Annotated in this window: 19 protein-coding genes, 2 tRNA genes and 1 rRNA gene; 18 read left to right on the top strand and 4 right to left on the bottom strand. The window is 51.3% G+C overall.

The genetic code is table 11. From position 1 onward, the window contains the following. Positions 1-19 precede the first annotated feature (19 nt). A complete protein-coding gene (locus EFER_RS18265) occupies positions 20-787 on the bottom strand; it encodes an IclR family transcriptional regulator (protein ID WP_000852400.1) in 768 nt (255 codons plus the stop codon). A gap of 215 nt (positions 788-1,002) precedes the next feature. Between EFER_RS18265 and rmuC the strand changes: the two genes are divergently transcribed. The 8 genes from rmuC to tatD all read left to right on the top strand — a co-directional run bounded on the left by rmuC (position 1,003) and on the right by tatD (position 8,012). Next, positions 1,003-2,430 carry a DNA recombination protein RmuC gene (gene rmuC, locus EFER_RS18260; RefSeq protein WP_000355275.1) on the top strand — a complete coding sequence of 476 codons (1,428 nt, stop codon included), beginning with the start codon at positions 1,003-1,005 and terminating at the stop codon, positions 2,428-2,430. A gap of 94 nt (positions 2,431-2,524) precedes the next feature. Then, positions 2,525-3,280, top strand: coding sequence for a bifunctional demethylmenaquinone methyltransferase/2-methoxy-6-polyprenyl-1,4-benzoquinol methylase UbiE (gene ubiE / locus EFER_RS18255; protein WP_000227963.1), 756 nt, complete (start codon positions 2,525-2,527; stop codon positions 3,278-3,280). A gap of 13 nt (positions 3,281-3,293) precedes the next feature. Further along, the gene (gene ubiJ, locus EFER_RS18250; protein WP_015953850.1) at positions 3,294-3,899 is read left to right on the top strand and encodes a ubiquinone biosynthesis protein UbiJ; all 606 of its coding nucleotides are present in this window, start codon (positions 3,294-3,296) and stop codon (positions 3,897-3,899) included. Next, the gene (gene ubiB / locus EFER_RS18245) at positions 3,896-5,536 is read left to right on the top strand and encodes a ubiquinone biosynthesis regulatory protein kinase UbiB (protein WP_000187549.1); all 1,641 of its coding nucleotides are present in this window, start codon (positions 3,896-3,898) and stop codon (positions 5,534-5,536) included. The genes ubiJ and ubiB overlap by 4 nt, the downstream gene beginning before the upstream one ends. 78 nt (positions 5,537-5,614) lie before the next feature. Next, positions 5,615-5,884 (top strand): Sec-independent protein translocase subunit TatA, encoded by a 270-nt coding sequence (gene tatA / locus EFER_RS18240; protein WP_000508966.1) that lies wholly within the window; start codon positions 5,615-5,617, stop codon positions 5,882-5,884. Between the two features lie 3 nt (positions 5,885-5,887). Then, positions 5,888-6,412: a Sec-independent protein translocase protein TatB gene (gene tatB, locus EFER_RS18235; RefSeq protein ID WP_000459608.1), complete on the top strand. Its 525-nt coding sequence runs from the start codon at positions 5,888-5,890 to the stop codon at positions 6,410-6,412. Between the two features lie 2 nt (positions 6,413-6,414). Then, positions 6,415-7,188 (top strand): Sec-independent protein translocase subunit TatC, encoded by a 774-nt coding sequence (gene tatC, locus EFER_RS18230; protein ID WP_000109935.1) that lies wholly within the window; start codon positions 6,415-6,417, stop codon positions 7,186-7,188. Between the two features lie 41 nt (positions 7,189-7,229). Beyond that, positions 7,230-8,012: a 3'-5' ssDNA/RNA exonuclease TatD gene (gene tatD, locus EFER_RS18225; RefSeq protein ID WP_015953849.1), complete on the top strand. Its 783-nt coding sequence runs from the start codon at positions 7,230-7,232 to the stop codon at positions 8,010-8,012. Here the strand turns inward: tatD and rfaH are convergent. Further along, on the bottom strand, positions 8,009-8,497 hold the full coding sequence (rfaH, locus tag EFER_RS18220; protein ID WP_001192402.1) for a transcription/translation regulatory transformer protein RfaH: 489 nt from the start codon (positions 8,495-8,497) through the stop codon (positions 8,009-8,011). The genes tatD and rfaH overlap by 4 nt on opposite strands. A gap of 166 nt (positions 8,498-8,663) precedes the next feature. Here rfaH and ubiD point away from each other — a divergent pair, with 166 nt between their 5' ends. The 3 genes from ubiD to EFER_RS18205 all read left to right on the top strand — a co-directional run bounded on the left by ubiD (position 8,664) and on the right by EFER_RS18205 (position 13,009). Further along, positions 8,664-10,157 (top strand): 4-hydroxy-3-polyprenylbenzoate decarboxylase, encoded by a 1,494-nt coding sequence (ubiD, locus tag EFER_RS18215; protein ID WP_000339803.1) that lies wholly within the window; start codon positions 8,664-8,666, stop codon positions 10,155-10,157. Between the two features lie 45 nt (positions 10,158-10,202). Then, positions 10,203-10,904, top strand: coding sequence for an NAD(P)H-flavin reductase (gene fre / locus EFER_RS18210; RefSeq protein ID WP_002431889.1), 702 nt, complete (start codon positions 10,203-10,205; stop codon positions 10,902-10,904). 281 nt (positions 10,905-11,185) lie between these two features. Continuing rightward, the gene (locus EFER_RS18205; protein WP_000669881.1) at positions 11,186-13,009 is read left to right on the top strand and encodes an aryl-sulfate sulfotransferase; all 1,824 of its coding nucleotides are present in this window, start codon (positions 11,186-11,188) and stop codon (positions 13,007-13,009) included. A 183-nt stretch (positions 13,010-13,192) separates the two neighbouring features. On the opposite strand, the gene fadA is transcribed toward EFER_RS18205, so the two are convergent. Beyond that, positions 13,193-14,356 carry an acetyl-CoA C-acyltransferase FadA gene (fadA, locus tag EFER_RS18200; protein WP_000438734.1) on the bottom strand — a complete coding sequence of 388 codons (1,164 nt, stop codon included), beginning with the start codon at positions 14,354-14,356 and terminating at the stop codon, positions 13,193-13,195. Between the two features lie 9 nt (positions 14,357-14,365). Next, a complete protein-coding gene (gene fadB / locus EFER_RS18195; RefSeq protein ID WP_000965931.1) occupies positions 14,366-16,555 on the bottom strand; it encodes a fatty acid oxidation complex subunit alpha FadB in 2,190 nt (729 codons plus the stop codon). Positions 16,556-16,744: 189 nt separating this feature from the next. On the opposite strand from fadB, the gene pepQ reads away from it, so the two are divergent. The 7 genes from pepQ to EFER_RS18160 all read left to right on the top strand — a co-directional run bounded on the left by pepQ (position 16,745) and on the right by EFER_RS18160 (position 22,918). Next, complete coding sequence (gene pepQ / locus EFER_RS18190; RefSeq protein ID WP_000444587.1) at positions 16,745-18,076, top strand: Xaa-Pro dipeptidase; 1,332 nt, start codon at positions 16,745-16,747, stop codon at positions 18,074-18,076. Then, positions 18,076-18,690 (top strand): IMPACT family protein, encoded by a 615-nt coding sequence (locus tag EFER_RS18185; RefSeq protein ID WP_002432881.1) that lies wholly within the window; start codon positions 18,076-18,078, stop codon positions 18,688-18,690. The genes pepQ and EFER_RS18185 overlap by 1 nt, the downstream gene beginning before the upstream one ends. Positions 18,691-18,728: 38 nt before the next feature. Then, positions 18,729-20,180 (top strand): Trk system potassium transporter TrkH, encoded by a 1,452-nt coding sequence (gene trkH / locus EFER_RS18180; protein WP_000545683.1) that lies wholly within the window; start codon positions 18,729-18,731, stop codon positions 20,178-20,180. An 11-nt stretch (positions 20,181-20,191) separates the two neighbouring features. Further along, a complete protein-coding gene (gene hemG / locus EFER_RS18175) occupies positions 20,192-20,737 on the top strand; it encodes a menaquinone-dependent protoporphyrinogen IX dehydrogenase (RefSeq protein WP_000853963.1) in 546 nt (181 codons plus the stop codon). Between the two features lie 376 nt (positions 20,738-21,113). After that, positions 21,114-22,655, top strand: a 16S ribosomal RNA gene (locus EFER_RS18170). A gap of 68 nt (positions 22,656-22,723) precedes the next feature. Then, positions 22,724-22,800 (top strand) — tRNA-Ile (locus tag EFER_RS18165). Between the two features lie 42 nt (positions 22,801-22,842). After that, a tRNA-Ala gene (locus EFER_RS18160) sits at positions 22,843-22,918 on the top strand. Positions 22,919-23,094 lie beyond the last annotated feature (176 nt).

Below are 23,094 nucleotides of genomic sequence, written 5' to 3'. Positions count from 1 at the left end.
CGTTTCCTTTAGTCATGGTTTATTTATTTTTGTGGACGTGCTTACCCCAGCCCAGTTCAGCGGATATCTCTTCTGCACAGGATTTGACGTAAGGTGCCAGTTCTTCCAGACGCGCCAGTGACATATACGTAGTGGTACTGGCGACAGAAATAGCCGCCACAATTTCATCCCGGGCGTTGTATACCGGCGCTGCAACGCAACGGATAGTCGGCTCGTTCTCTTCCAGATCAAAAGCAAAACCACTGGCGGCATAACGACGCATGTTCTGAATAAATGTGCCCAGTTTTGTTTCATCACCACAGGTCTTAAACAGCGTGCGCCACTCTTCTTCTGTTCGGTTGAGGATCAATGCCTTGCCGATGCCGGTGATTGCCAGTGGCATGCGATGGCCTGGGCGTGAGCGCATTTCCAGCCCGCGCTGGCTGTTGATCTTCTCCAGATACAGCACTTCGTCGCCTTCAACGATCCCCAGATGCACGGTGTCCAGGGTGTAACGGGCAAGGCGTTGCAAAACGGGCTGGGCAACTTCGTACAGCGAGGTGCTTTCCAGTGCTCTGGCACCGAATTCGATCAGTTTGGCACCCAGTTGGTAGCCCTGCGTTGGGACATGGCGCAGGTAGCGTTGTTCCACCAGAACGGTGACTAAACGATGGGTTGTGCTCCGGGTCGTGCCGGTGAACTCGCCGATACTTTTCAGGTCATGGCAGCCGTTATAAACAGCATTAAGAACCGCCAGTCCGCGTAATAACGTTTGTGCGCCTGCGGTGGTTGAAGAGGTTTCTGCCATACGTTTCTCCTGATGATATTGCTGAAGTGTTCCACATAATGAAGTGGGGAAAAGGTGATATATCCCACAATATAAACTTCATCTCATATTGTGGGATAAAATAATGAAAATTAACGATCGTTTTGCGTAGCGCCTCGCAGGAAACTTCTTTCAAACTGGACGTTTGTACAGCACAATTCTATTTTGTGCGGGTAAGTAATGAGGCTGGAGGCGTTGTGGATATCTCAATCATGGTTTACGCAGTTATTGCGTTGGTGAGCGTGGCGATTGGCTGGCTGATTGCCAGTTATCAGCATGCGCAGCAAAAAGCCGAGCAATTCGCTGAACGTGAAGAGATGGTCGCGGAGTTAAGTGCGGCAAAACAACAAATTACCCAAAGCGAACATTGGCGTGCTGAGTGCGAGTTACTCAATAATGAAGTGCGCAGTCTGCAAAGCATTAACACCTCGCTGGAGGCGGATCTGCGTGAAGTCACCACGCGGATGGAAGCTGCGCAGCAACATGCTGACGATAAAATTCGCCAAATGATCAACAGCGAACAGCGCCTCAGTGAGCAGTTTGAAAACCTCGCCAACCGTATTTTCGAGCACAGCAATCGCCGGGTTGATGAGCAAAACCGTCAGAGTCTGAACAGCCTGTTGTCGCCGCTACGTGAACAACTGGACGGTTTTCGCCGTCAGGTTCAGGAGAGCTTTGGTAAAGAAGCACAAGAACGCCATACGCTGGCGCATGAAATCCGCAATCTCCAGCAGCTTAATGCGCAAATGGCCCAGGAAGCCATTAACCTCACTCGCGCCCTGAAAGGCGACAATAAAACCCAGGGCAACTGGGGCGAAGTGGTGCTAACCCGCGTACTGGAGGCGTCTGGTCTGCGTGAAGGGTATGAATATCAGACTCAGGTGAGCATCGAAACCGACACGCGTTCGCGAATGCAACCAGATGTCATTGTGCGGTTGCCGCAGGGCAAAGATGTGGTGATCGACGCCAAAATGACGCTGGTTGCCTATGAACGTTATTTCAACGCTGAAGATGACTACGCACGTGAAAGCGCGCTACAGGAGCATATCGCGTCGGTGCGTAACCATATCCGCTTACTGGGGCGCAAAGATTATCAACAACTGCCGGGGCTGCGAACCCTGGATTACGTGCTGATGTTTATCCCTGTTGAACCCGCTTTTTTACTGGCGCTTGACCGCCAGCCGGAGCTGATCACCGAAGCGTTGAAAAACAATATCATGCTGGTTAGCCCGACCACGCTGCTGGTGGCGCTGCGCACTATCGCCAACCTCTGGCGCTATGAGCATCAAAGCCGCAACGCTCAGAAAATAGCCGATCGCGCCAGCAAGTTGTACGACAAAATGCGCTTGTTTGTCGATGATATGTCCGCGATCGGTCAAAGTCTGGACAAAGCACAGGACAACTATCGTCAGGCAATGAAAAAACTCTCTTCAGGTCGCGGAAATGTGCTGGCGCAGGCAGAAGCGTTTCGCGGTTTAGGGGTAGAAATTAAACGCGAGATTAATCCTGAATTGACTGATCAGGCGGTAAACCAGGATGAGGAGTACCGTTTACGATCAGTTCCGGAGCAGCCGAATGATGAAGTTTATCAACGCGATGAAGAATATAATCAACAGTCGCACTAGCTCTTTGGGGGTAGTGAGGCCGGGCGGAAATGTAGGGCAATGACGCCCAATCTGTTACACTTCTGGAACAATTTTTTGATGAGCAGGCACTGAGATGGTGGATAAGTCACAAGAAACGACGCACTTTGGTTTTCAGACCGTCGCGAAGGAACAAAAAGCGGATATGGTCGCCCATGTTTTCCATTCCGTGGCATCGAAATACGATGTCATGAATGATTTGATGTCTTTTGGCATACATCGTTTGTGGAAACGCTTCACGATTGATTGCAGTGGCGTACGCCGTGGACAAACTGTCCTCGACCTGGCGGGCGGTACGGGCGATCTGACAGCTAAATTCTCCCGCATGGTGGGCGAAACCGGTAAAGTCGTCCTTGCCGATATCAACGAATCGATGCTCAAAATGGGCCGCGAAAAGCTGCGCAATATCGGTGTAATTGGGAATGTGGAATATGTGCAGGCAAACGCCGAAGCGCTGCCATTCCCGGATAACACCTTTGATTGCATTACTATTTCTTTTGGGCTGCGTAACGTTACCGAAAAAGAGAAAGCGCTGCGTTCCATGTATCGAGTGCTGAAACCAGGCGGTCGCCTGTTGGTGCTTGAATTCTCCAAACCGATTATTGAACCGTTAAGCAAAGCCTACGACGCATATTCATTCCATATCCTGCCGCGTATCGGTTCGCTGGTCGCAAATGACGCCGATAGCTACCGTTATCTGGCGGAATCCATCCGTATGCATCCTGATCAGGATACTCTGAAAGCAATGATGGAAGACGCAGGCTTTGAAAGCGTTGACTATTACAACCTGACGGCAGGTGTTGTGGCGCTGCATCGTGGTTATAAGTTCTGACAGGAGACCGGAAATGCCTTTTAAACCTTTAGTGACGGCAGGAATTGAAAGTCTGCTCAACACCTTCCTGTATCGCTCACCCGCGCTGAAAACGGCCCGCTCGCGTCTGCTGGGTAAAGTTTTGCGCGTGGAGGTAAAAGGCTTTTCGACGTCATTGATTCTGGTGTTCAGCGAACGCCAGGTCGATGTGCTGGGTGAATGGGCAGGAGATGCTGACTGCACCGTTATCGCCTACGCCAGCGTGTTGCCGAAACTTCGCGATCGCCAGCAGCTTGCCGCGTTAATTCGCAGCGGTGAGCTGGAAGTACAGGGCGATATTCAGGTGGTGCAGAACTTCGTTGCACTGGCAGATCTGGCCGAGTTTGACCCAGCAGAATTGCTAGCGCCTTATACCGGTGATATCGCCGCTGAAGGTATCAGCAAAGCCTTGCGTGGAGGCGCGAAGTTCTTGCATCACGGCATTAAACGCCAGCAACGTTACGTGGCGGAAGCCATTACCGAAGAGTGGCGTATGGCGCCAGGTCCACTTGAAGTAGCCTGGTTTGCGGAAGAAACGGCAGCCGTTGAACGTGCCGTGGATTCCCTGACCAAACGGCTGGAAAAACTGGAGGTTAAATGACGCCAGGTGAAGTACGGCGCCTATATTTCATCATTCGCACTTTTTTAAGCTACGGACTTGATGAACTGATCCCTAAAATGCGTATCACCCTGCCGTTACGGCTATGGCGATACTCATTATTCTGGATGCCGAATCGGCATAAAGACAAACCATTAGGTGAGCGACTACGACTGGCTCTACAAGAACTGGGGCCGGTGTGGATTAAGTTCGGGCAGATGTTATCTACCCGCCGCGACCTGTTCCCGCCACATATTGCCGATCAACTGGCGTTATTGCAGGACAAAGTTGCGCCATTTGATGGCAGACTGGCGAAGCAACAGATTGAAGCAGCAATGGGCGGCCTGCCGGTGGAAGCCTGGTTTGATGATTTTGATATTAAGCCGCTGGCTTCGGCTTCTATTGCCCAGGTTCATACTGCACGGCTGAAATCGAATGGCAAAGAGGTGGTAATTAAAGTCATCCGCCCGGATATTTTGCCGGTCATTAAAGCAGACCTGAAACTTATCTACCGTCTGGCTCGTTGGGTACCGCGTTTGCTGCCGGATGGTCGTCGTCTACGCCCAACCGAAGTGGTGCGCGAGTACGAAAAAACGTTGATCGACGAACTGAATTTGCTGCGGGAATCTGCCAACGCCATTCAGCTTCGGCGCAATTTTGAAGACAGCCCGATGCTCTACATCCCGGAAGTTTACCCTGACTATTGCAGTGAAGGGATGATGGTGATGGAGCGTATTTACGGCATTCCGGTTTCTGATGTCGCGGCGCTGGAGAAAAACGGCACCAACATGAAATTGCTGGCGGAACGCGGCGTGCAGGTGTTCTTCACTCAGGTCTTTCGCGACAGCTTTTTCCATGCCGATATGCATCCTGGCAACATCTTCGTAAGCTATGAACACCCGGAAAACCCAAAATATATCGGCATTGATTGCGGGATTGTCGGCTCGCTAAACAAAGAAGATAAACGCTATCTGGCAGAAAACTTTATCGCCTTCTTTAATCGCGACTATCGCAAAGTGGCAGAGCTACACGTCGATTCTGGCTGGGTGCCGCCAGATACCAATGTTGAAGAGTTCGAATTTGCCATTCGTACGGTCTGTGAACCTATCTTTGAGAAACCGCTGGCCGAAATTTCGTTTGGACATGTGCTGTTAAATCTGTTTAATACGGCGCGTCGCTTCAATATGGAAGTGCAGCCGCAATTGGTGTTACTCCAGAAAACCTTGCTCTATATCGAAGGGGTAGGCCGCCAGCTTTATCCGCAGCTCGATTTATGGAAAACGGCGAAGCCCTTCCTGGAGTCGTGGATTAAAGATCAGGTCGGTATTCCTGCGCTGGTGAGAGCATTAAAGGAAAAAGCACCGTTCTGGGTCGAAAAAATGCCAGAACTGCCTGAACTGGTTTACGACAGTTTGCGCCAGGGCAAGTATTTGCAGCACAGTGTTGATAAGATTGCGCGCGAGTTACAGTCCAATCATGTGCGTCAGGGGCAATCTCGCTATTTATTAGGGATTGGCGCGACTTTAGTATTAAGTGGCACATTTTTGCTGGTTAGCCGACCTGAATGGGGCCTGATGCCCGGCTGGTTAATGGCAGCTGGTCTGGTCGCATGGTTTGTCGGTTGGCGCAAAACACGCTGATTTTTTCATCGCTCAAGGCGGGCCGTGTAACGTATAATGCGGCTTTATTAATTCATCATCTACCACAGAGGAACATGTATGGGTGGTATCAGTATTTGGCAGTTGTTGATTATTGCCGTCATCGTTGTACTGCTTTTTGGCACCAAAAAGCTCGGCTCCATCGGTTCCGATCTTGGTGCATCGATCAAAGGCTTTAAAAAAGCTATGAGCGATGATGAGCCAAAGCAGGACAAAACCAGTCAGGACGCTGATTTTACTGCAAAATCTATTACTGATAAGCAGGCTGATGTCAAACAGGAACAGGCTAAAACAGAAGACGCAAAGCGCCACGATAAAGAGCAGGTGTAATCCGTGTTTGATATCGGTTTTAGCGAACTGCTATTGGTATTCATCATCGGCCTCGTGGTACTGGGGCCGCAACGTTTGCCTGTGGCAGTAAAAACGGTAGCGGGCTGGGTTCGCGCGTTGCGTTCACTGGCAACGACGGTGCAGAACGAACTGACCCAGGAGTTAAAACTCCAGGAGTTTCAGGACAGCCTGAAAAAGGTTGAAAAAGCGAGTCTGACTAACCTGACGCCAGAACTGAAAGCGTCTATGGATGAACTGCGTCAGGCTGCGGAATCGATGAAACGTTCTTATAGCGTTAACGATCCTGAAAAGGCGAGCGATGAAGCGCATACCATCCATAATCCGGTGGTGAAAGGCAATGAAACTGCCCACGAGGGCGTCACGCCAGCTGCTGCAGAGCATCAGGCCAGTTCACCGGAACAAAAGCCTGAGACAAAGCCTGCACCAGAGGTAAAATCTGCTGCGGATGCGCCGGACGCTGAACTGAAAACCGCTGCGCCTTCCCCTTCGTCGAGTGATAAACCGTAAACATGTCTGTAGAAGATACTCAACCGCTTATCACGCATCTGATTGAGCTGCGTAAGCGTCTGCTGAACTGCATTATCGCGGTAATCGTGATATTCCTGTGTCTGGTCTATTTCGCCAATGACATCTATCACCTGGTGTCTGCGCCACTGATCAAGCAGTTACCGCAAGGTTCAACGATGATCGCCACCGACGTGGCCTCACCGTTCTTTACGCCGATCAAGCTGACCTTTATGGTGTCGCTGATCTTGTCTGCGCCAGTGATTCTCTATCAGGTATGGGCATTTATTGCCCCTGCGCTGTATAAGCATGAACGACGCCTGGTGGTGCCGTTGCTGATTTCAAGCTCTCTGCTTTTTTATATCGGTATGGCATTTGCCTATTTCGTTGTCTTCCCGCTGGCATTTGGCTTCCTCGCCAATACCGCGCCAGAAGGGGTACAGGTATCTACCGATATCGCCAGCTATCTGAGTTTCGTCATGGCGTTGTTTATGGCGTTTGGTGTTTCCTTTGAAGTGCCTGTGGCGATTGTGCTGCTGTGCTGGATGGGAATCACCACACCAGAAGACTTGCGTAGAAAACGTCCGTATGTGCTGGTTGGCGCATTCGTCGTCGGGATGCTGCTGACACCGCCAGATGTTTTCTCGCAAACGCTGTTGGCGATCCCGATGTACTGCTTGTTTGAAATTGGTGTCTTCTTCTCACGCTTTTATGTTGGTAAAGGCCGAAACCGGGAAGAAGAAAATGATGCTGAAGCAGAAAGCGAAAAAACTGAATAAATTCAACCGCCCGTCAGGGCGGTTGTCATATGGAGAGCAGGATGTTTGATATTGGCGTTAATTTGACCAGCTCGCAATTTGCGAAAGATCGTGATGATATCGTAACGCGCGCTTTTGCTGCGGGCGTTAATGGGCTGCTCATCACCGGCACTAACCTGCGTGAAAGCCAGCAGGCGCAAAAGCTGGCACGTCATTACCCGCACTGTTGGTCAACAGCGGGTGTGCATCCTCACGACAGCAGCCAGTGGCAAGCTGCGACCGAAGAAGCAATTATTGAGCTTGCCGCGCAGCCAGAAGTGGTGGCGATTGGTGAGTGTGGCCTCGACTTTAACCGTAACTTTTCTACACCGGAAGAGCAGGAACGTGCCTTTGTCGCCCAGTTGCGCATTGCCGCTGAATTAAACATGCCGGTATTTATGCATTGTCGTGATGCCCACGAGCGATTTATCACCTTGCTGGAACCGTGGCTGGAGAAACTACCTGGTGCAGTGTTGCACTGTTTTACCGGAACGCGCGAAGAGATGCAGGCGTGCGTGGCGCGTGGGATTTATATTGGTATTACCGGTTGGGTCTGTGATGAGCGACGTGGGCTGGAATTGCGCGAGCTGTTACCGTTGATTCCGGCGGAGAAATTGCTTATCGAAACCGATGCGCCCTATTTGCTCCCACGTGATCTCACGCCGAAGCCAACATCCCGGCGCAATGAACCTGCGTATTTGCCCCATATTCTGCAACGAATTGCGCAATGGCGTGGAGAAGATGCCGCGTGTCTGGCCGCTACAACAGATACAAACGTCAAAACACTGTTTGGGATTTCGTTCTAGATTTTGCGGAATTCGGTATTCTTCACACTATGTTTAACCTCTTTATTGATAAGGTTAAGCAATAGCATTGAACGAGCTTCACCATCAGGCTCGGAGAAAATGGCCTGAAAACCTTCGAAAGCGCCTTCGGTGATGATCACCTGATCGCCTGGGTACGGCGTTCCCGGATCAACGATACCTTCGGGTTTGTAGATAGAAAGCTGATGGATTACCGCTGATGGGACTATCGCAGGTGAGGCACCAAAGCGCACAAAGTGGCTGACGCCACGTGTAGCACTGATAGTCGTGGTATGAATCACTTCTGGATCAAATTCCACAAACAGGTAGTTAGGGAATAACGGTTCACTGACTGCGGTACGTTTACCCCGTACGATTTTTTCCAGGGTGATCATCGGAGCCAGGCAATTAACCGCTTGTCTCTCAAGGTGTTCCTGGGCACGTTGAAGTTGCCCGCGCTTGCAGTACAGTAAATACCAGGATTGCATAATGACTCTTATCCGTTTAATCGGGGCGCAAGGATAGCAAAAGCTTTGCGCTAAGTTAATTATATTCCCCGGTTTGCGTTATACCGTCAGAGTTCACGCTAATTTAACAAATTTACAGCATCGCAAAGATGAACGCCGTATAATGGGCGCAGATTAAGAGGCTACAATGGACGCCATGAAATATAACGATTTACGCGACTTCCTGACGCTGCTTGAACAGCAGGGTGAGCTAAAACGTATCACGCTCCCGGTGGATCCGCATCTGGAAATCACTGAAATTGCTGACCGCACTTTGCGTGCCGGTGGGCCTGCGTTGTTGTTCGAAAACCCTAAAGGCTACTCAATGCCGGTGCTGTGCAACCTGTTCGGTACGCCAAAGCGCGTGGCGATGGGCATGGGGCAGGAAGATGTTTCGGCGCTGCGTGAAGTGGGTAAATTATTGGCGTTTCTGAAAGAGCCGGAGCCGCCAAAAGGTTTCCGCGACCTGTTTGATAAACTGCCGCAGTTTAAGCAAGTATTGAACATGCCGACAAAGCGACTGCGTGGTGCGCCCTGCCAACAAAAAATCGTCTCTGGCGATGACGTCGATCTCAATCGCATTCCCATTATGACCTGCTGGCCGGAAGATGCCGCGCCGCTGATTACCTGGGGGCTGACCGTAACGCGCGGCCCACATAAAGAGCGGCAGAATTTGGGCATTTATCGCCAGCAGCTGATTGGTAAAAACAAACTGATTATGCGCTGGCTGTCGCATCGCGGCGGCGCGCTGGATTATCAGGAGTGGTGTGCGGCGCATCCGGGCGAACGTTTCCCGGTTTCTGTGGCGCTGGGTGCCGATCCCGCCACGATTCTCGGTGCAGTCACCCCCGTTCCGGATACGCTTTCAGAGTATGCGTTTGCCGGATTGCTGCGCGGCACCAAGACCGAAGTGGTGAAGTGTATCTCCAATGACCTTGAAGTGCCCGCCAGTGCGGAGATTGTGCTGGAAGGGTATATCGAACAAGGCGAAACGGCGCCGGAAGGGCCGTATGGCGACCACACCGGTTACTATAACGAAGTCGATAGTTTCCCGGTATTCACCGTGACGCATATTACCCAGCGTGAAGATGCGATTTACCATTCCACCTATACCGGGCGTCCGCCAGATGAACCCGCGGTACTGGGCGTAGCGTTGAACGAAGTGTTCGTGCCGATTCTGCAAAAACAGTTCCCGGAAATTGTCGATTTTTACCTGCCGCCGGAAGGCTGTTCTTATCGTCTGGCGGTAGTGACAATCAAAAAACAGTACGCCGGACACGCGAAGCGCGTCATGATGGGCGTCTGGTCGTTCTTACGCCAGTTTATGTACACTAAATTTGTGATCGTTTGTGATGATGACGTCAACGCACGCGACTGGAACGATGTGATTTGGGCGATTACCACCCGTATGGACCCGGCGCGGGATACGGTGTTGGTCGAAAACACGCCCATTGATTATCTGGATTTTGCCTCGCCTGTTTCCGGGCTGGGTTCAAAAATGGGGCTGGATGCCACGAATAAATGGCCGGGGGAAACTCAGCGTGAGTGGGGGCGTCCCATCAAAAAAGATCCGGATGTTGTCGCGCATATTGACGCCATCTGGGATGAACTGGCCATCTTCAACAACGGTAAAAACGCCTGATGCGCGTTTGTTTTGCCCTATTTATCGATCCGACAGAGAAAGCGCATGACAACCTTAAGCTGTAAAGTGACCTCGGTAGAAGCTATCACTGATACCGTATACCGCGTTCGTTTAGTGCCAGATGCGGCCTTTTCTTTTCGTGCTGGCCAATATTTGATGGTTGTGATGGATGAGCGCGATAAGCGCCCATTCTCAATGGCCTCAACACCAAATGAACAAGGGTTTATTGAGTTGCATATTGGCGCTTCGGAACTCAATCTCTATGCCATGGCAGTGATGGATCGAATTCTAAAAGATCGTCAAATTGAGGTAGATATTCCCCACGGTGAGGCATGGTTGCGTGACGATGAAGAGCGTCCGTTGATTCTGATCGCCGGTGGTACTGGATTCTCCTACGCCCGTTCTATTTTACTGACTGCACTAGCGCGTAATCCCAATCGTGATGTCACTATCTACTGGGGCGGTCGGGAAGAAAAACACCTTTATGATCTCTCTGAATTGGAAGCGTTATCGCTTCAGTATCCAGGTCTGCGCGTCGAACCTGTTGTTGAGCAACCGGAGCCTGGCTGGCGTGGTCGTACCGGAACGGTGTTAACTGCAGTGTTGCAGGATCATGGTACGCTGGCGGAACATGATATCTATATCGCCGGGCGTTTCGAGATGGCGAAAATTGCTCGTGACCTGTTCTGTAATGAGCGCAATGCACGAGAAGATCGCCTGTTTGGTGATGCTTTTGCGTTTATTTAAATGATATATCAGGGGCATATTGCCCCTGATATATGTCCTGTGTCTGCAATCCTAATTATTTAAAATGTAGAGTGGCTTAATTTTCTATTAATTATTTCTTAATCGCAATGTCTACCATCCTGTGTTATACCAGACGGGATGAAATCTCTCCGGTTGTATTCATCCAATCAATAATATTAGTTTTAAAAAATTCATTTTACGGATTCTTGTAATAAAGCGCTGATGCTATGACAGAAAAATAAAATGGAATAAGTATTTTAATTAAACTGATGGAGAGTGTTATGAAATTTAAATATGCGTTAACTTCTCTCGCTTTATCTGTAGCAGCAATTACCTCTATACCTGATACCGCTTTTGCAATTGGTGGTGCCAGTGGCGCCAAAATTGATTATCAACGCCAGGGGCAACTTGGCGAAGTCGTTATGAACCCCTACGATATTGCGCCACTGACAGCTGTGATTCGTAATGGTGGGTATCAGCTGCGTGATGTATCAGTGCGTATCGTGCCAAAAGAGAATGGTCAGGAAATTGCCTATAAGGTGAATAATAAATACCTTTTAACCTATGGCGGTATCCCGGTTTTCGGTCTTTACCCTGACTATCTAAATACTGTTGAAGTGGCATACACCCGAATATATGGCAGCAAGATCGAAAATATCAAAGAAAGTTATAAGATATACGCCCCGCCTGCCTATAACGAATCAGCAGGAACCAAAGAAGAAACCTCCGCATTCTTTACTGTCGATGTTAAGAAAACCTCCCCAGAATTCCAGGACCGTCTGTATTTACTCAACAATCTGAAAGATAAATCAGGTAATGGAACGCGTACTGTCTGGAATAACCCGGTGGGTGGCGCACTGGAATGGAACTTCTATCCTGTCAACGCAATTATTGACTCGAAGGGCGATATTCGTTGGTTTATGAACGCAAGCCCTATTTATGATCTAAAGTCTATTTATAACGCTGGCGTAATGATGGGCTTTAAACAAAACCATGATGGCGCACTTACCTGGGGCTACGGTCAACGTTACGTGAAGTACGATATTATGGGACGCGAGATATTTAATCGTCGCTTACCTGATAACTACAATGATTTCTCCCACTCCATGGATAATGCCGCAAATGGGCACTATTTCCTGCGTGTTGCCAGTTCAAACCACAAGCGGCTTGATGGCAAAAATGTGCGTACCGTGCGCGATGTTATTGCCGAAGTAGATGAGAACGGCGTAGTGGTCGATGAATGGCGTTTGTTCGATATTCTTGATCCTTATCGCGATGTGGTTATGAAAACCCTGGATCAGGGAGCTGTTTGCCTGAACATTGATGCCAGCCAGGCGGGTCATACGCTTAATGAAGAAGATCTCGCGGCACTGGACTCCTCAGATAAATTCGGCGATATCGTAGGTAGCGGCCCTGGCCGCAACTGGGCGCATGTAAACAGCGTCGATTACGATAGTGAAGATGACTCCATTATTATTAGTTCCCGTCACCAAAGTGCGATCATAAAAATCGGTCGTGACAAGAAAGTGAAATGGATACTGGGCACACCAGCAGGCTGGAAAGCACCGTTTGATGCTACCGTGTTAACGCCGGTTGATGATAAAGGGCAAAAAATCGCTTGTGAGAATAACACCTGCGAAGGCGACTTTGACTGGACATGGACGCAACACACAGCGTTCAAAATCGACAGTAAGAGTAAAGGCGACATTCTCTATCTCTCCGCTTTCGATAACGGCGACGGGCGTGGCCTGGAACAACCTGCGATGCAGAGCATGAAATACAGTCGCTCGGTGATCTATAAAATCGACCAAAAGAATAAAACGGTGCAGCAAATCTGGGAATACGGCAAAGAACGTGGCAATGAGTGGTTTAGTCCGGTTACGTCAATTACCGAATTCCAGAACGATAAAAACTCCGTTTTTGTCTACTCGGCAACAGCCGGTGGGGAATTTGATTTGACAGTTGGGGCATTCACCAGCTTGCCGAACCCATATTTGCAAGAGTTCAAATGGGGTGAAAAAGAACCCGCCGTTGAAATGCAACTGCATGGTACTCGTGGTTATCAGGCAATGCCTTTCAGTTTAACTAAAGCATTCACTGAATAAAGAAGATAAAAAACCCGCCCCTGACAGGCGGGAAGAACGGCAACTAAATTTTCTTTCATCGACATTGGCAACAATGGCTTTGAAATAAACTGTTCGAACTTCTTAGCCAGGGGCGCTTCGCTTGCCCGTCCTGCATGTAGCCAGGTCGGGCAAGCGAAGCGCCGTTTCAGGAGTCTGTTGCTTTTAAACCCGCTCAAATACCGTTGCAATACCCTGACCCAGACCGATACACATCGTCGCCAGACCAAACTGGACGTCTTTGCGCTCCATTAGATTCAGCAGCGTGGTACTGATACGCGCACCGGAACAGCCCAGCGGATGACCCAGTGCGATCGCGCCACCGTTGAGATTGATCTTCTCGTCAATCTGCTCCATCAGTCCCAGATCTTTAATACATGGCAGGATCTGCGCGGCAAAAGCTTCATTCATTTCAAACACGCCGATATCGCTGGCAGAAAGCCCCGCTTTTTTCAGCGCCAGCTTCGAGGCCGGAACCGGGCCGTAACCCATAATCGACGGATCACAACCAACGACCGCCATCGAACGCACGCGGGCGCGCGGCTTAAGACCTAATTCTCGGGCGCGGCTTTCACTCATCACCAGCATGGCGGCAGCGCCATCGGAAAGCGCAGAGGACGAACCTGCCGTTACCGTGCCGCTGACTGGATCGAACGCTGGACGCAGCGTGGCGAGGGCTTCCATGGTGGTTTCCGGGCGAATCACTTCGTCGTAATTAAACTGCTTCAGGACGCCGTCGGCATCGTGACCACCAGTCGGGATAATTTCATTTTTAAATGCACCCGACTGCGTGGCGGCCCAGGCGCGGGCGTGTGACCGCGCGGCAAAGGCATCCTGCATTTCACGGCTGATACCGTGCATACGCGCCAGCATTTCTGCCGTTAAGCCCATCATGCCCGCCGCTTTGGCGACATTGCGGCTAAGGCCGGGGTGAAAATCGACGCCGTGACTCATCGGCACATGGCCCATATGTTCCACGCCGCCGACCAGACATGCCTGCGCATCGCCAGTCATGATCATCCGTGCTGCGTCATGCAATGCCTGCATGGATGATCCGCACAAGCGATTGACGGTAACCGCCGGGACAGAGTGAGGCACTTCAGCCAACAGCGCCGCGTTACGGGCGATGTTAAAACCTTGCTCCAGCGTCTGCTGCACACAGCCCCAGTAAATATCGTCGAGGGCAGCCGCTTCCAGCGCCGGGTTACGCGCCAGCAGGCTACGCATTAAATGAGCGGAGAGATCTTCCGCGCGCACGTTACGAAAAGCACCGCCCTTCGAACGGCCCATCGGGGTGCGAATTGCATCGACAATGACAACCTGTTCCATTGTGACTCCTTAAGCCGTTTTCAGGTCGCCAACCGCACGGGCTGGCTCAACCTGGGGATAGTACGGTTCGTTATGACGCGCTTTATTACGCAGACCTTCCGGCACTTCATACAGCGGGCCGAGGTGCTGATATTGCTGTGCCATATCGAGATATTTTGCGCTACCGAGGGTGTCCAACCAGCGGAACGCGCCGCCGTGGAACGGAGGGAAGCCCAGGCCGTAGACCAGTGCCATATCGGCTTCTGCCGGAGTGGCGATAATGCCTTCTTCCAGACAACGCACCACTTCGTTGACCATCGGGATCATCATGCGGGCGATAATCTCTTCCTCGCTAAAATCGCGCTTCGGCTGGCTGACTTCTGCCAGCAGGTCGTCAACGGCGGCGTCTTCTTCTTTCTTCGGCTTACCTTTGCTGTCTTCTTTATAACGCCAGAAACCGAGGCCGTTCTTCTGACCAAAACGGTTGGCATCAAACAGTGCGTCGATGGCATCGCGATAATCTTTCTGCATCCGCTGCGGGAAACCTGCTGCCATCACTGCCTGGGCGTGATGCGCGGTATCAATGCCCACGACATCCAGCAGGTATGCCGGACCCATCGGCCAGCCGAACTGTTTTTCCATCACTTTGTCGATCTTGCGAAAATCCGCGCCGTCACGCAGCAGCTGGCTGAAACCGGCGAAGTAGGGGAACAGCACGCGGTTAACAAAGAAGCCGGGGCAGTCATTAACCACAATTGGCGTTTTACCCATCTTGCTCGCCCATGCGACAACTTTCGCGATGGTTTCGTCGGAGCTTTTCTCACCGCGAATAATTTCCACCAACGGCATCCGGTGGACCGGGTTAAAGAAATGCATCCCGCAGAAGTTTTCCGGGCGTTCCAGCGCGTTGGCCAGTTCGCTGATAGGAATGGTTGAAGTATTGGAAGCCAGCACGGTATCCGGGCGTACTTTCTGCTCGGTTTCTGCCAGCACGGCTTTTTTCACTTTCGGGTTTTCGACTACCGCTTCTACCACAACATCCACGCGATCAAACCCGGCGTAGTCGAGCGTTGGATGAATCGTGGAGATCACGCCAGCCAGTTTCAGACCGTCGATCTTGCCGCGCTCAAGCTGCTTGTTCAGCAGTTTCGCGGCTTCGGTCATGCCGAGGGTTAACGACTTGTCGTTGATATCTTTCATGACAACCGGTACGCCTTTCCACGCAGACTGGTAAGCGATGCCGCCACCCATAATGCCTGCGCCCAGCACAGCGGCCTGTTTCGGGGTTTCAACGTCTTTGGTGAGTTTCTTCGCTTTGCCTTTTACATATTGATCGTTAAGGAAAATGCCGACCAGTGCGCGAGCTTCGTTGGTATGCGCCAGTGGGACAAAACTTTTGTTTTCCAGGTTTAGGGCTTCTTCTCGACCAAAACGGGCAGCCGCTTCAATGGTTTTTACTGCGGTGATGGGTGCGGGGTAATGTTTCCCTGCTGTTTGTGCGACCATTCCTTTAGCGATGGTGAAGCTCATGGTGGCTTCAATCTTGCTCAGTTTTAGCGGTTCCAGCTTCGGCTGACGTTTCGCTTTCCAGTCGAGGTCGCCGTTAATGGCCTGACGTAAAATCGCCTTCGCGCCTTCAACCAGTTTTTCTGCTTTGACTACGCCATCCACCAGACCGATTTTCAGCGCCTGATCCGCGCCGACATCTTTACCGGCGGCAATGATTTCCAGCGCACTGTCAGCGCCCAGCATACGTGGCATACGTACAGAACCGCCAAAGCCCGGCATGATGCCCAGTTTAGTTTCCGGCAGACCGATGCGCAGATCCGGCGTCGCCAGACGATAATCGGTCGCCAGCACGCATTCGCAGCCACCGCCCAGCGCATAGCCGTTGACGGCAGCAATGGTCGGCACCGGCAGATCTTCCAGGCGATTAAACACGCTATTGGCAAAGTGCAGCCACTGACTTAACTGTTCTTCAGGAACGAGGAACAGGGACAAAAATTCGGTGATATCAGCACCGACGATAAAGGCTGCTTTATTCGAACGCAGCAGCAGCCCTTTTAAATCTGATTGCTGTTCCAGCACGCCGATGGCCTCGCCGAGGCTGGCGACGGTCGCAGTGTCGAGTTTATTAACTGAACCTGGGGCATCAAATACCAGTTCGGCAATGCCATCTTCCAGCCAGTCAAGGTACAGGGTGTCGCCTTTGTAAAGCATGTCAGTCTCCTGAATCCGCAAGGTGATCTGGTCGTACCAGATGCATCGAAGTGTGTATTTTGTGTTAAAAATATGCAAATAAAAGATTAAAGAAATGCCGATCTGATCACGCTCGGCAGAAATCACGCTCTGGATGAACGATGTGCTAAGATGCGGAGACTTAAGGTCAAAAAAACAGAAGGGTAAAAAATGGAATCACTGGCCTCACTCTATAAAAATCATATAGCTACCTTGCAGAAACGGGCTCGCGATGCGCTGGCGCGCTTCAAGCTGGATGCGTTACTTATTCACTCCGGCGAACTGTTCAACGTTTTTCTCGACGATCATCCCTATCCGTTTAAAGTGAACCCGCAATTCAAAGCGTGGGTGCCGGTAACTCAGGTGCCAAACTGCTGGTTGCTGGTGGATGGCGTGAATAAGCCGAAACTGTGGTTCTATCTGCCGGTTGATTATTGGCACAACGTCGAACCTTTGCCGACCTCTTTCTGGACTGAAGACGTAGAAGTGATCGCGCTGCCGAAAGCCGATGGCATTGGTAGCCTGTTACCAGCTGCGCGCGGCAATATCGGGTATATCGGCCCGGTGCCGGAACGTGCGCTGCAACTGGGCATTGAGGCCAGCAATATCAACCCGAAAGGGGTTATCGACTACCTGCATTACTACCGCTCCTTCAAAACTGAGTACGAACTGGCCTGTATGCGTGAAGCGCAGAAAATGGCGGTCAACGGTCATCGCGCGGCAGAAGAAGCGTTCCGTTCTGGCATGAGCGAGTTCGATATCAACATTGCCTATCTGACCGCGACCGGTCATCGTGATACCGACGTACCTTACAGCAACATTGTGGCGCTCAACGAACATGCTGCGGTACTGCATTACACCAAACTGGACCATCAGGCACCGGAAGAGATGCGCAGCTTCCTGCTGGATGCCGGGGCCGAATATAACGGCTATGCGGCTGACCTGACTCGTACCTGGTCGGCAAAAAGCGACAACGACTATGCACAGCTGGTGAAAGACGTAAATGATGAACAACTGGCGCTGATCGCTACCATGAAAGCAGGCGTCAGCTATGTGGATTACCACATCCAGTTCCATCAGCGCATCGCCAAACTGCTGCGTAAACATCAAATCATCACTGATATGAGTGAAGAGGCGATGGTCGAAAATGATCTTACCGGACCGTTTATGCCGCATGGTATCGGCCATCCGCTGGGCCTGCAGGTGCATGACGTCGCTGGTTTTATGCAGGATGATAGCGGTACGCACCTCGCGGCACCGGCAAAATATCCGTACCTGCGCTGCACTCGTATTCTCCAGCCGGGCATGGTGTTAACCATCGAACCGGGTATCTACTTCATCGAATCGCTGCTGGCGCCGTGGCGTGAAGGGCAGTTCAGCAAACACTTCAACTGGCAGAAAATTGAAGCACTGAAACCGTTCGGCGGTATTCGTATCGAAGACAACGTGGTGATCCACGAAAACAACGTGGAAAACATGACCCGGGATCTGAAACTGGCGTGATGGAAAGCTGGTTAATTCCTGCGGCACCGGTCACGGTTGTTGAAGAGATCAAAAAAAGCCGCTTCATTACGCTGTTGGCGCATACCGATGGCGTCGAGGCGGCGAAAGCGTTTGTTGAATCGGTGCGGGCAGAACACCCTGATGCCCGCCACCATTGCGTGGCGTGGGTAGCTGGCGCACCGGATGATTCTCAACAACTGGGTTTCTCTGATGACGGGGAACCGGCGGGAACGGCAGGTAAACCGATGCTCGCCCAACTTATGGGCAGCGGCGTCGGGGAAATTACCGCCGTGGTGGTGCGCTACTACGGCGGCATATTGCTGGGCACCGGTGGGTTAGTGAAAGCGTATGGCGGCGGCGTGAATCAGGCACTGCGCCAGCTAACGACCCAACGCAAGACGCCATTAACCGAATATACTTTGCAATGTGAATATAGTCAGTTAACCGGCATTGAAGCGTTGCTGGGGCACTGTGACGGCAAAATTATCAACAGTGATTATCAGGCATTCGTTCTGCTGCGGGTGGCGCTTCCGGCGGCGAAAGTGGCTGAATTTTCCGCAAAACTGGCGGATTTTAGCCGTGGTTCATTGCAATTGTTAGCGATTGAAGAATAATCCCCACTTCATTTTGCAGAACTAAGGAAGCGGCAGAGATGCATTTTCGCGCCATTACCCGAATTGTTGGACTACTGGTCATCTTATTTTCAGGGACCATGATTATCCCTGGACTGGTAGCACTCATCTACCGGGATGGTGCGGGCCGCGCTTTTACCCAGACCTTTTTTGTCGCCCTCGCCATTGGCTCTATGCTGTGGTGGCCGAACCGTAAAGAGAAGGGCGAACTGAAATCCCGTGAAGGGTTTCTGATAGTGGTGCTGTTCTGGACCGTGTTGGGTAGCGTCGGTGCGCTCCCTTTTATCTTTTCGGAAAGCCCAAACCTCACGATTACCGATGCGTTTTTTGAATCTTTCTCCGGTCTGACTACCACGGGGGCCACTACGCTGGTGGGACTGGATACACTTCCTCACGCAATCCTCTTTTATCGCCAGATGCTGCAATGGTTTGGCGGGATGGGGATCATCGTTTTGGCGGTTGCGATACTGCCTATCCTCGGCGTGGGTGGGATGCAGCTCTATCGCGCGGAAATGCCCGGCCCACTGAAAGATAACAAAATGCGCCCGCGAATTGCGGAAACGGCGAAAACCCTGTGGTTGATTTATGTCTTGCTGACCGTCGCCTGTGCGCTGGCGTTGTGGTTTGCCGGAATGGATGCCTTTGATGCCATCGGCCATAGCTTTGCGACTATCGCTATTGGCGGCTTCTCGACACATGATGCCAGTATCGGTTATTTCGACAGCCCGACTATTAACACCATCATTGCTATCTTCCTGCTGATCTCCGGCTGTAACTACGGTCTGCACTTTTCACTGTTAAGTGGGCGTAGTCTGAAGGTTTATTGGCGCGATCCGGAATTTCGCATGTTTATCGGCGTACAGTTTACGCTGGTGGTTATTTGTACCCTCGTGCTGTGGTTTCATAATGTCTACAGTTCGGCGCTGATGACAATTAACCAGGCGTTTTTTCAGGTGGTGTCGATGGCGACGACCGCCGGATTTACGACAGATAGCATTGCCCGCTGGCCGCTCTTTTTGCCGGTACTGCTTTTATGTTCAGCATTTATTGGCGGTTGCGCCGGGTCTACGGGCGGTGGCCTGAAAGTGATCCGCATTCTGCTGCTGTTTAAGCAGGGGAACCGTGAGCTGAAACGACTGGTGCACCCGAACGCCGTGTATAGCATTAAGCTGGGGAATCGCGCACTGCCGGAACGTATCCTCGAAGCCGTTTGGGGATTTTTCTCCGCCTATGCATTGGTGTTTATTGTCAGTATGCTGGCGATTATCGCCACGGGCGTGGATGACTTTTCTGCCTTTGCCTCGGTTGTTGCGACATTGAATAACCTGGGGCCAGGGCTTGGCGTGGTTGCTGATAACTTTACCAGTATGAACCCGGTGGCTAAATGGATCCTGATTGCCAATATGCTGTTTGGTCGTCTCGAGGTCTTTACATTGCTGGTGCTCTTTACCCCGACTTTCTGGCGTGAATGATGGAGTAATACGTGAAAACATTAATTCTTTTCTCAACAAGGGACGGACAAACGCGCGAGATTGCCTCCTACCTGGCTTCGGAACTGAAAGAACTGGGGATCCAGGCGGATGTCGCCAATGTGCACCGCATTGAAGAACCACAGTGGGAAAACTACGACCGTGTGGTCATTGGCGCTTCTATTCGCTACGGTCACTACCATTCTGCGTTCCAGGAATTTGTCAAAAAGCATGCGACGCGGCTGAACTCGATGCCGAGCGCTTTTTACTCCGTAAACCTGGTGGCGCGCAAACCGGAGAAGCGTACTCCACAGACCAATAGCTACGCGCGGAAGTTTCTGATGAGTTCACAATGGCGTCCCGATCGCTGTGCCGTCATTGCCGGGGCGCTACGTTATCCACGTTACCGCTGGTACGACCGCTTTATGATCAAGCTGATTATGAAGATGTCAGGCGGTGAAACGGATACGCGCAAAGAAGTTGTCTATACCGATTGGGAGCAGGTGGCGAATTTCGCCCGAGAAATCGCCCATTTAACCGACAAACCGACGCTGAAATAAGCATAAAGAATAAAAAATGCGCGGTCAGAAAATTATTTTAAATTTCCTCTTGTCAGGCCGGAATAACTCCCTATAATGCGCCACCACTGACACGGAACAACGGCATACACGCCGCCGGGTCAGCGAGGTTCTCCTGAGAATCTCGGCAGAGAAAAGCAAAAAAATGCTTGACTCTGTAGCGGGAAAGCGTATTATGCACACCCCGCGCCGCTGAGAAAAAGCGAAGCGGCACTGCTCTTTAACAATTTATCAGACAATCTGTGTGGGCACTCGAAGATACGGATTCTTAACGTCGCAAGACGAAAAATGAATACCAAGTCTCAAGAGTGAACACGTAATTCATTACGAAGTTTAATTCTTTGAGCATCAAACTTTTAAATTGAAGAGTTTGATCATGGCTCAGATTGAACGCTGGCGGCAGGCCTAACACATGCAAGTCGAACGGTAACAGGGATCAGCTTGCTGATTCGCTGACGAGTGGCGGACGGGTGAGTAATGTCTGGGAAACTGCCTGATGGAGGGGGATAACTACTGGAAACGGTAGCTAATACCGCATAACGTCGCAAGACCAAAGAGGGGGACCTTCGGGCCTCTTGCCATCGGATGTGCCCAGATGGGATTAGCTAGTAGGTGGGGTAACGGCTCACCTAGGCGACGATCCCTAGCTGGTCTGAGAGGATGACCAGCCACACTGGAACTGAGACACGGTCCAGACTCCTACGGGAGGCAGCAGTGGGGAATATTGCACAATGGGCGCAAGCCTGATGCAGCCATGCCGCGTGTATGAAGAAGGCCTTCGGGTTGTAAAGTACTTTCAGCGGGGAGGAAGGGAGTAAAGTTAATACCTTTGCTCATTGACGTTACCCGCAGAAGAAGCACCGGCTAACTCCGTGCCAGCAGCCGCGGTAATACGGAGGGTGCAAGCGTTAATCGGAATTACTGGGCGTAAAGCGCACGCAGGCGGTTTGTTAAGTCAGATGTGAAATCCCCGGGCTCAACCTGGGAACTGCATCTGATACTGGCAAGCTTGAGTCTCGTAGAGGGGGGTAGAATTCCAGGTGTAGCGGTGAAATGCGTAGAGATCTGGAGGAATACCGGTGGCGAAGGCGGCCCCCTGGACGAAGACTGACGCTCAGGTGCGAAAGCGTGGGGAGCAAACAGGATTAGATACCCTGGTAGTCCACGCCGTAAACGATGTCGACTTGGAGGTTGTGCCCTTGAGGCGTGGCTTCCGGAGCTAACGCGTTAAGTCGACCGCCTGGGGAGTACGGCCGCAAGGTTAAAACTCAAATGAATTGACGGGGGCCCGCACAAGCGGTGGAGCATGTGGTTTAATTCGATGCAACGCGAAGAACCTTACCTGGTCTTGACATCCACGGAAGTTTTCAGAGATGAGAATGTGCCTTCGGGAACCGTGAGACAGGTGCTGCATGGCTGTCGTCAGCTCGTGTTGTGAAATGTTGGGTTAAGTCCCGCAACGAGCGCAACCCTTATCCTTTGTTGCCAGCGGTCCGGCCGGGAACTCAAAGGAGACTGCCAGTGATAAACTGGAGGAAGGTGGGGATGACGTCAAGTCATCATGGCCCTTACGACCAGGGCTACACACGTGCTACAATGGCGCATACAAAGAGAAGCGACCTCGCGAGAGCAAGCGGACCTCATAAAGTGCGTCGTAGTCCGGATTGGAGTCTGCAACTCGACTCCATGAAGTCGGAATCGCTAGTAATCGTGGATCAGAATGCCACGGTGAATACGTTCCCGGGCCTTGTACACACCGCCCGTCACACCATGGGAGTGGGTTGCAAAAGAAGTAGGTAGCTTAACCTTCGGGAGGGCGCTTACCACTTTGTGATTCATGACTGGGGTGAAGTCGTAACAAGGTAACCGTAGGGGAACCTGCGGTTGGATCACCTCCTTACCTTAAAGAACTGTGCTTTGCAGTGCTCACACAGATTGTCTGATGAAAATGAGCAGTAAAACCTCTACAGGCTTGTAGCTCAGGTGGTTAGAGCGCACCCCTGATAAGGGTGAGGTCGGTGGTTCAAGTCCACTCAGGCCTACCAAATTTGCACCGCAAATTTGAAGAGGTTTTAACTACATGTTATGGGGCTATAGCTCAGCTGGGAGAGCGCCTGCTTTGCACGCAGGAGGTCTGCGGTTCGATCCCGCATAGCTCCACCATCTCTGTAGTGATTAAATAAAAAATACTTCAGAGTGTACCTGCAAAGGTTCACTGCGAAGTTTTGCTCTTTAAAAATCTGGATCAAGCTGAAAATTGAAACACTGAACAATGAAAGTTGTTCGTGAGTCTCTCAAATTTTCGCAACACGATGATGAATCGCAAGAAACATCTTCGG

This window comes from Escherichia fergusonii ATCC 35469 (assembly GCF_000026225.1).
GTDB classification, from domain to species: Bacteria; Pseudomonadota; Gammaproteobacteria; order Enterobacterales; family Enterobacteriaceae; genus Escherichia; species Escherichia fergusonii.
Note: the sequence above shows the minus strand (reverse complement) of the source record. Positions and strands in the feature narration are given on the sequence as shown.

Coding starts and splice junctions, on each gene's coding strand:
- EFER_RS18265 (WP_000852400.1), bottom strand. CDS start 787: ATGGCAGAAACCTCTTCAACCACCGCAGGCGCACAAACGTTATTACGC.
- ubiE (WP_000227963.1), top strand. CDS start 2,525: ATGGTGGATAAGTCACAAGAAACGACGCACTTTGGTTTTCAGACCGTC.
- ubiJ (WP_015953850.1), top strand. CDS start 3,294: ATGCCTTTTAAACCTTTAGTGACGGCAGGAATTGAAAGTCTGCTCAAC.
- ubiB (WP_000187549.1), top strand. CDS start 3,896: ATGACGCCAGGTGAAGTACGGCGCCTATATTTCATCATTCGCACTTTT.
- tatA (WP_000508966.1), top strand. CDS start 5,615: ATGGGTGGTATCAGTATTTGGCAGTTGTTGATTATTGCCGTCATCGTT.
- tatC (WP_000109935.1), top strand. CDS start 6,415: ATGTCTGTAGAAGATACTCAACCGCTTATCACGCATCTGATTGAGCTG.
- tatD (WP_015953849.1), top strand. CDS start 7,230: ATGTTTGATATTGGCGTTAATTTGACCAGCTCGCAATTTGCGAAAGAT.
- rfaH (WP_001192402.1), bottom strand. CDS start 8,497: ATGCAATCCTGGTATTTACTGTACTGCAAGCGCGGGCAACTTCAACGT.
- ubiD (WP_000339803.1), top strand. CDS start 8,664: ATGGACGCCATGAAATATAACGATTTACGCGACTTCCTGACGCTGCTT.
- fre (WP_002431889.1), top strand. CDS start 10,203: ATGACAACCTTAAGCTGTAAAGTGACCTCGGTAGAAGCTATCACTGAT.
- EFER_RS18205 (WP_000669881.1), top strand. CDS start 11,186: ATGAAATTTAAATATGCGTTAACTTCTCTCGCTTTATCTGTAGCAGCA.
- fadA (WP_000438734.1), bottom strand. CDS start 14,356: ATGGAACAGGTTGTCATTGTCGATGCAATTCGCACCCCGATGGGCCGT.
- fadB (WP_000965931.1), bottom strand. CDS start 16,555: ATGCTTTACAAAGGCGACACCCTGTACCTTGACTGGCTGGAAGATGGC.
- pepQ (WP_000444587.1), top strand. CDS start 16,745: ATGGAATCACTGGCCTCACTCTATAAAAATCATATAGCTACCTTGCAG.
- EFER_RS18185 (WP_002432881.1), top strand. CDS start 18,076: ATGGAAAGCTGGTTAATTCCTGCGGCACCGGTCACGGTTGTTGAAGAG.
- trkH (WP_000545683.1), top strand. CDS start 18,729: ATGCATTTTCGCGCCATTACCCGAATTGTTGGACTACTGGTCATCTTA.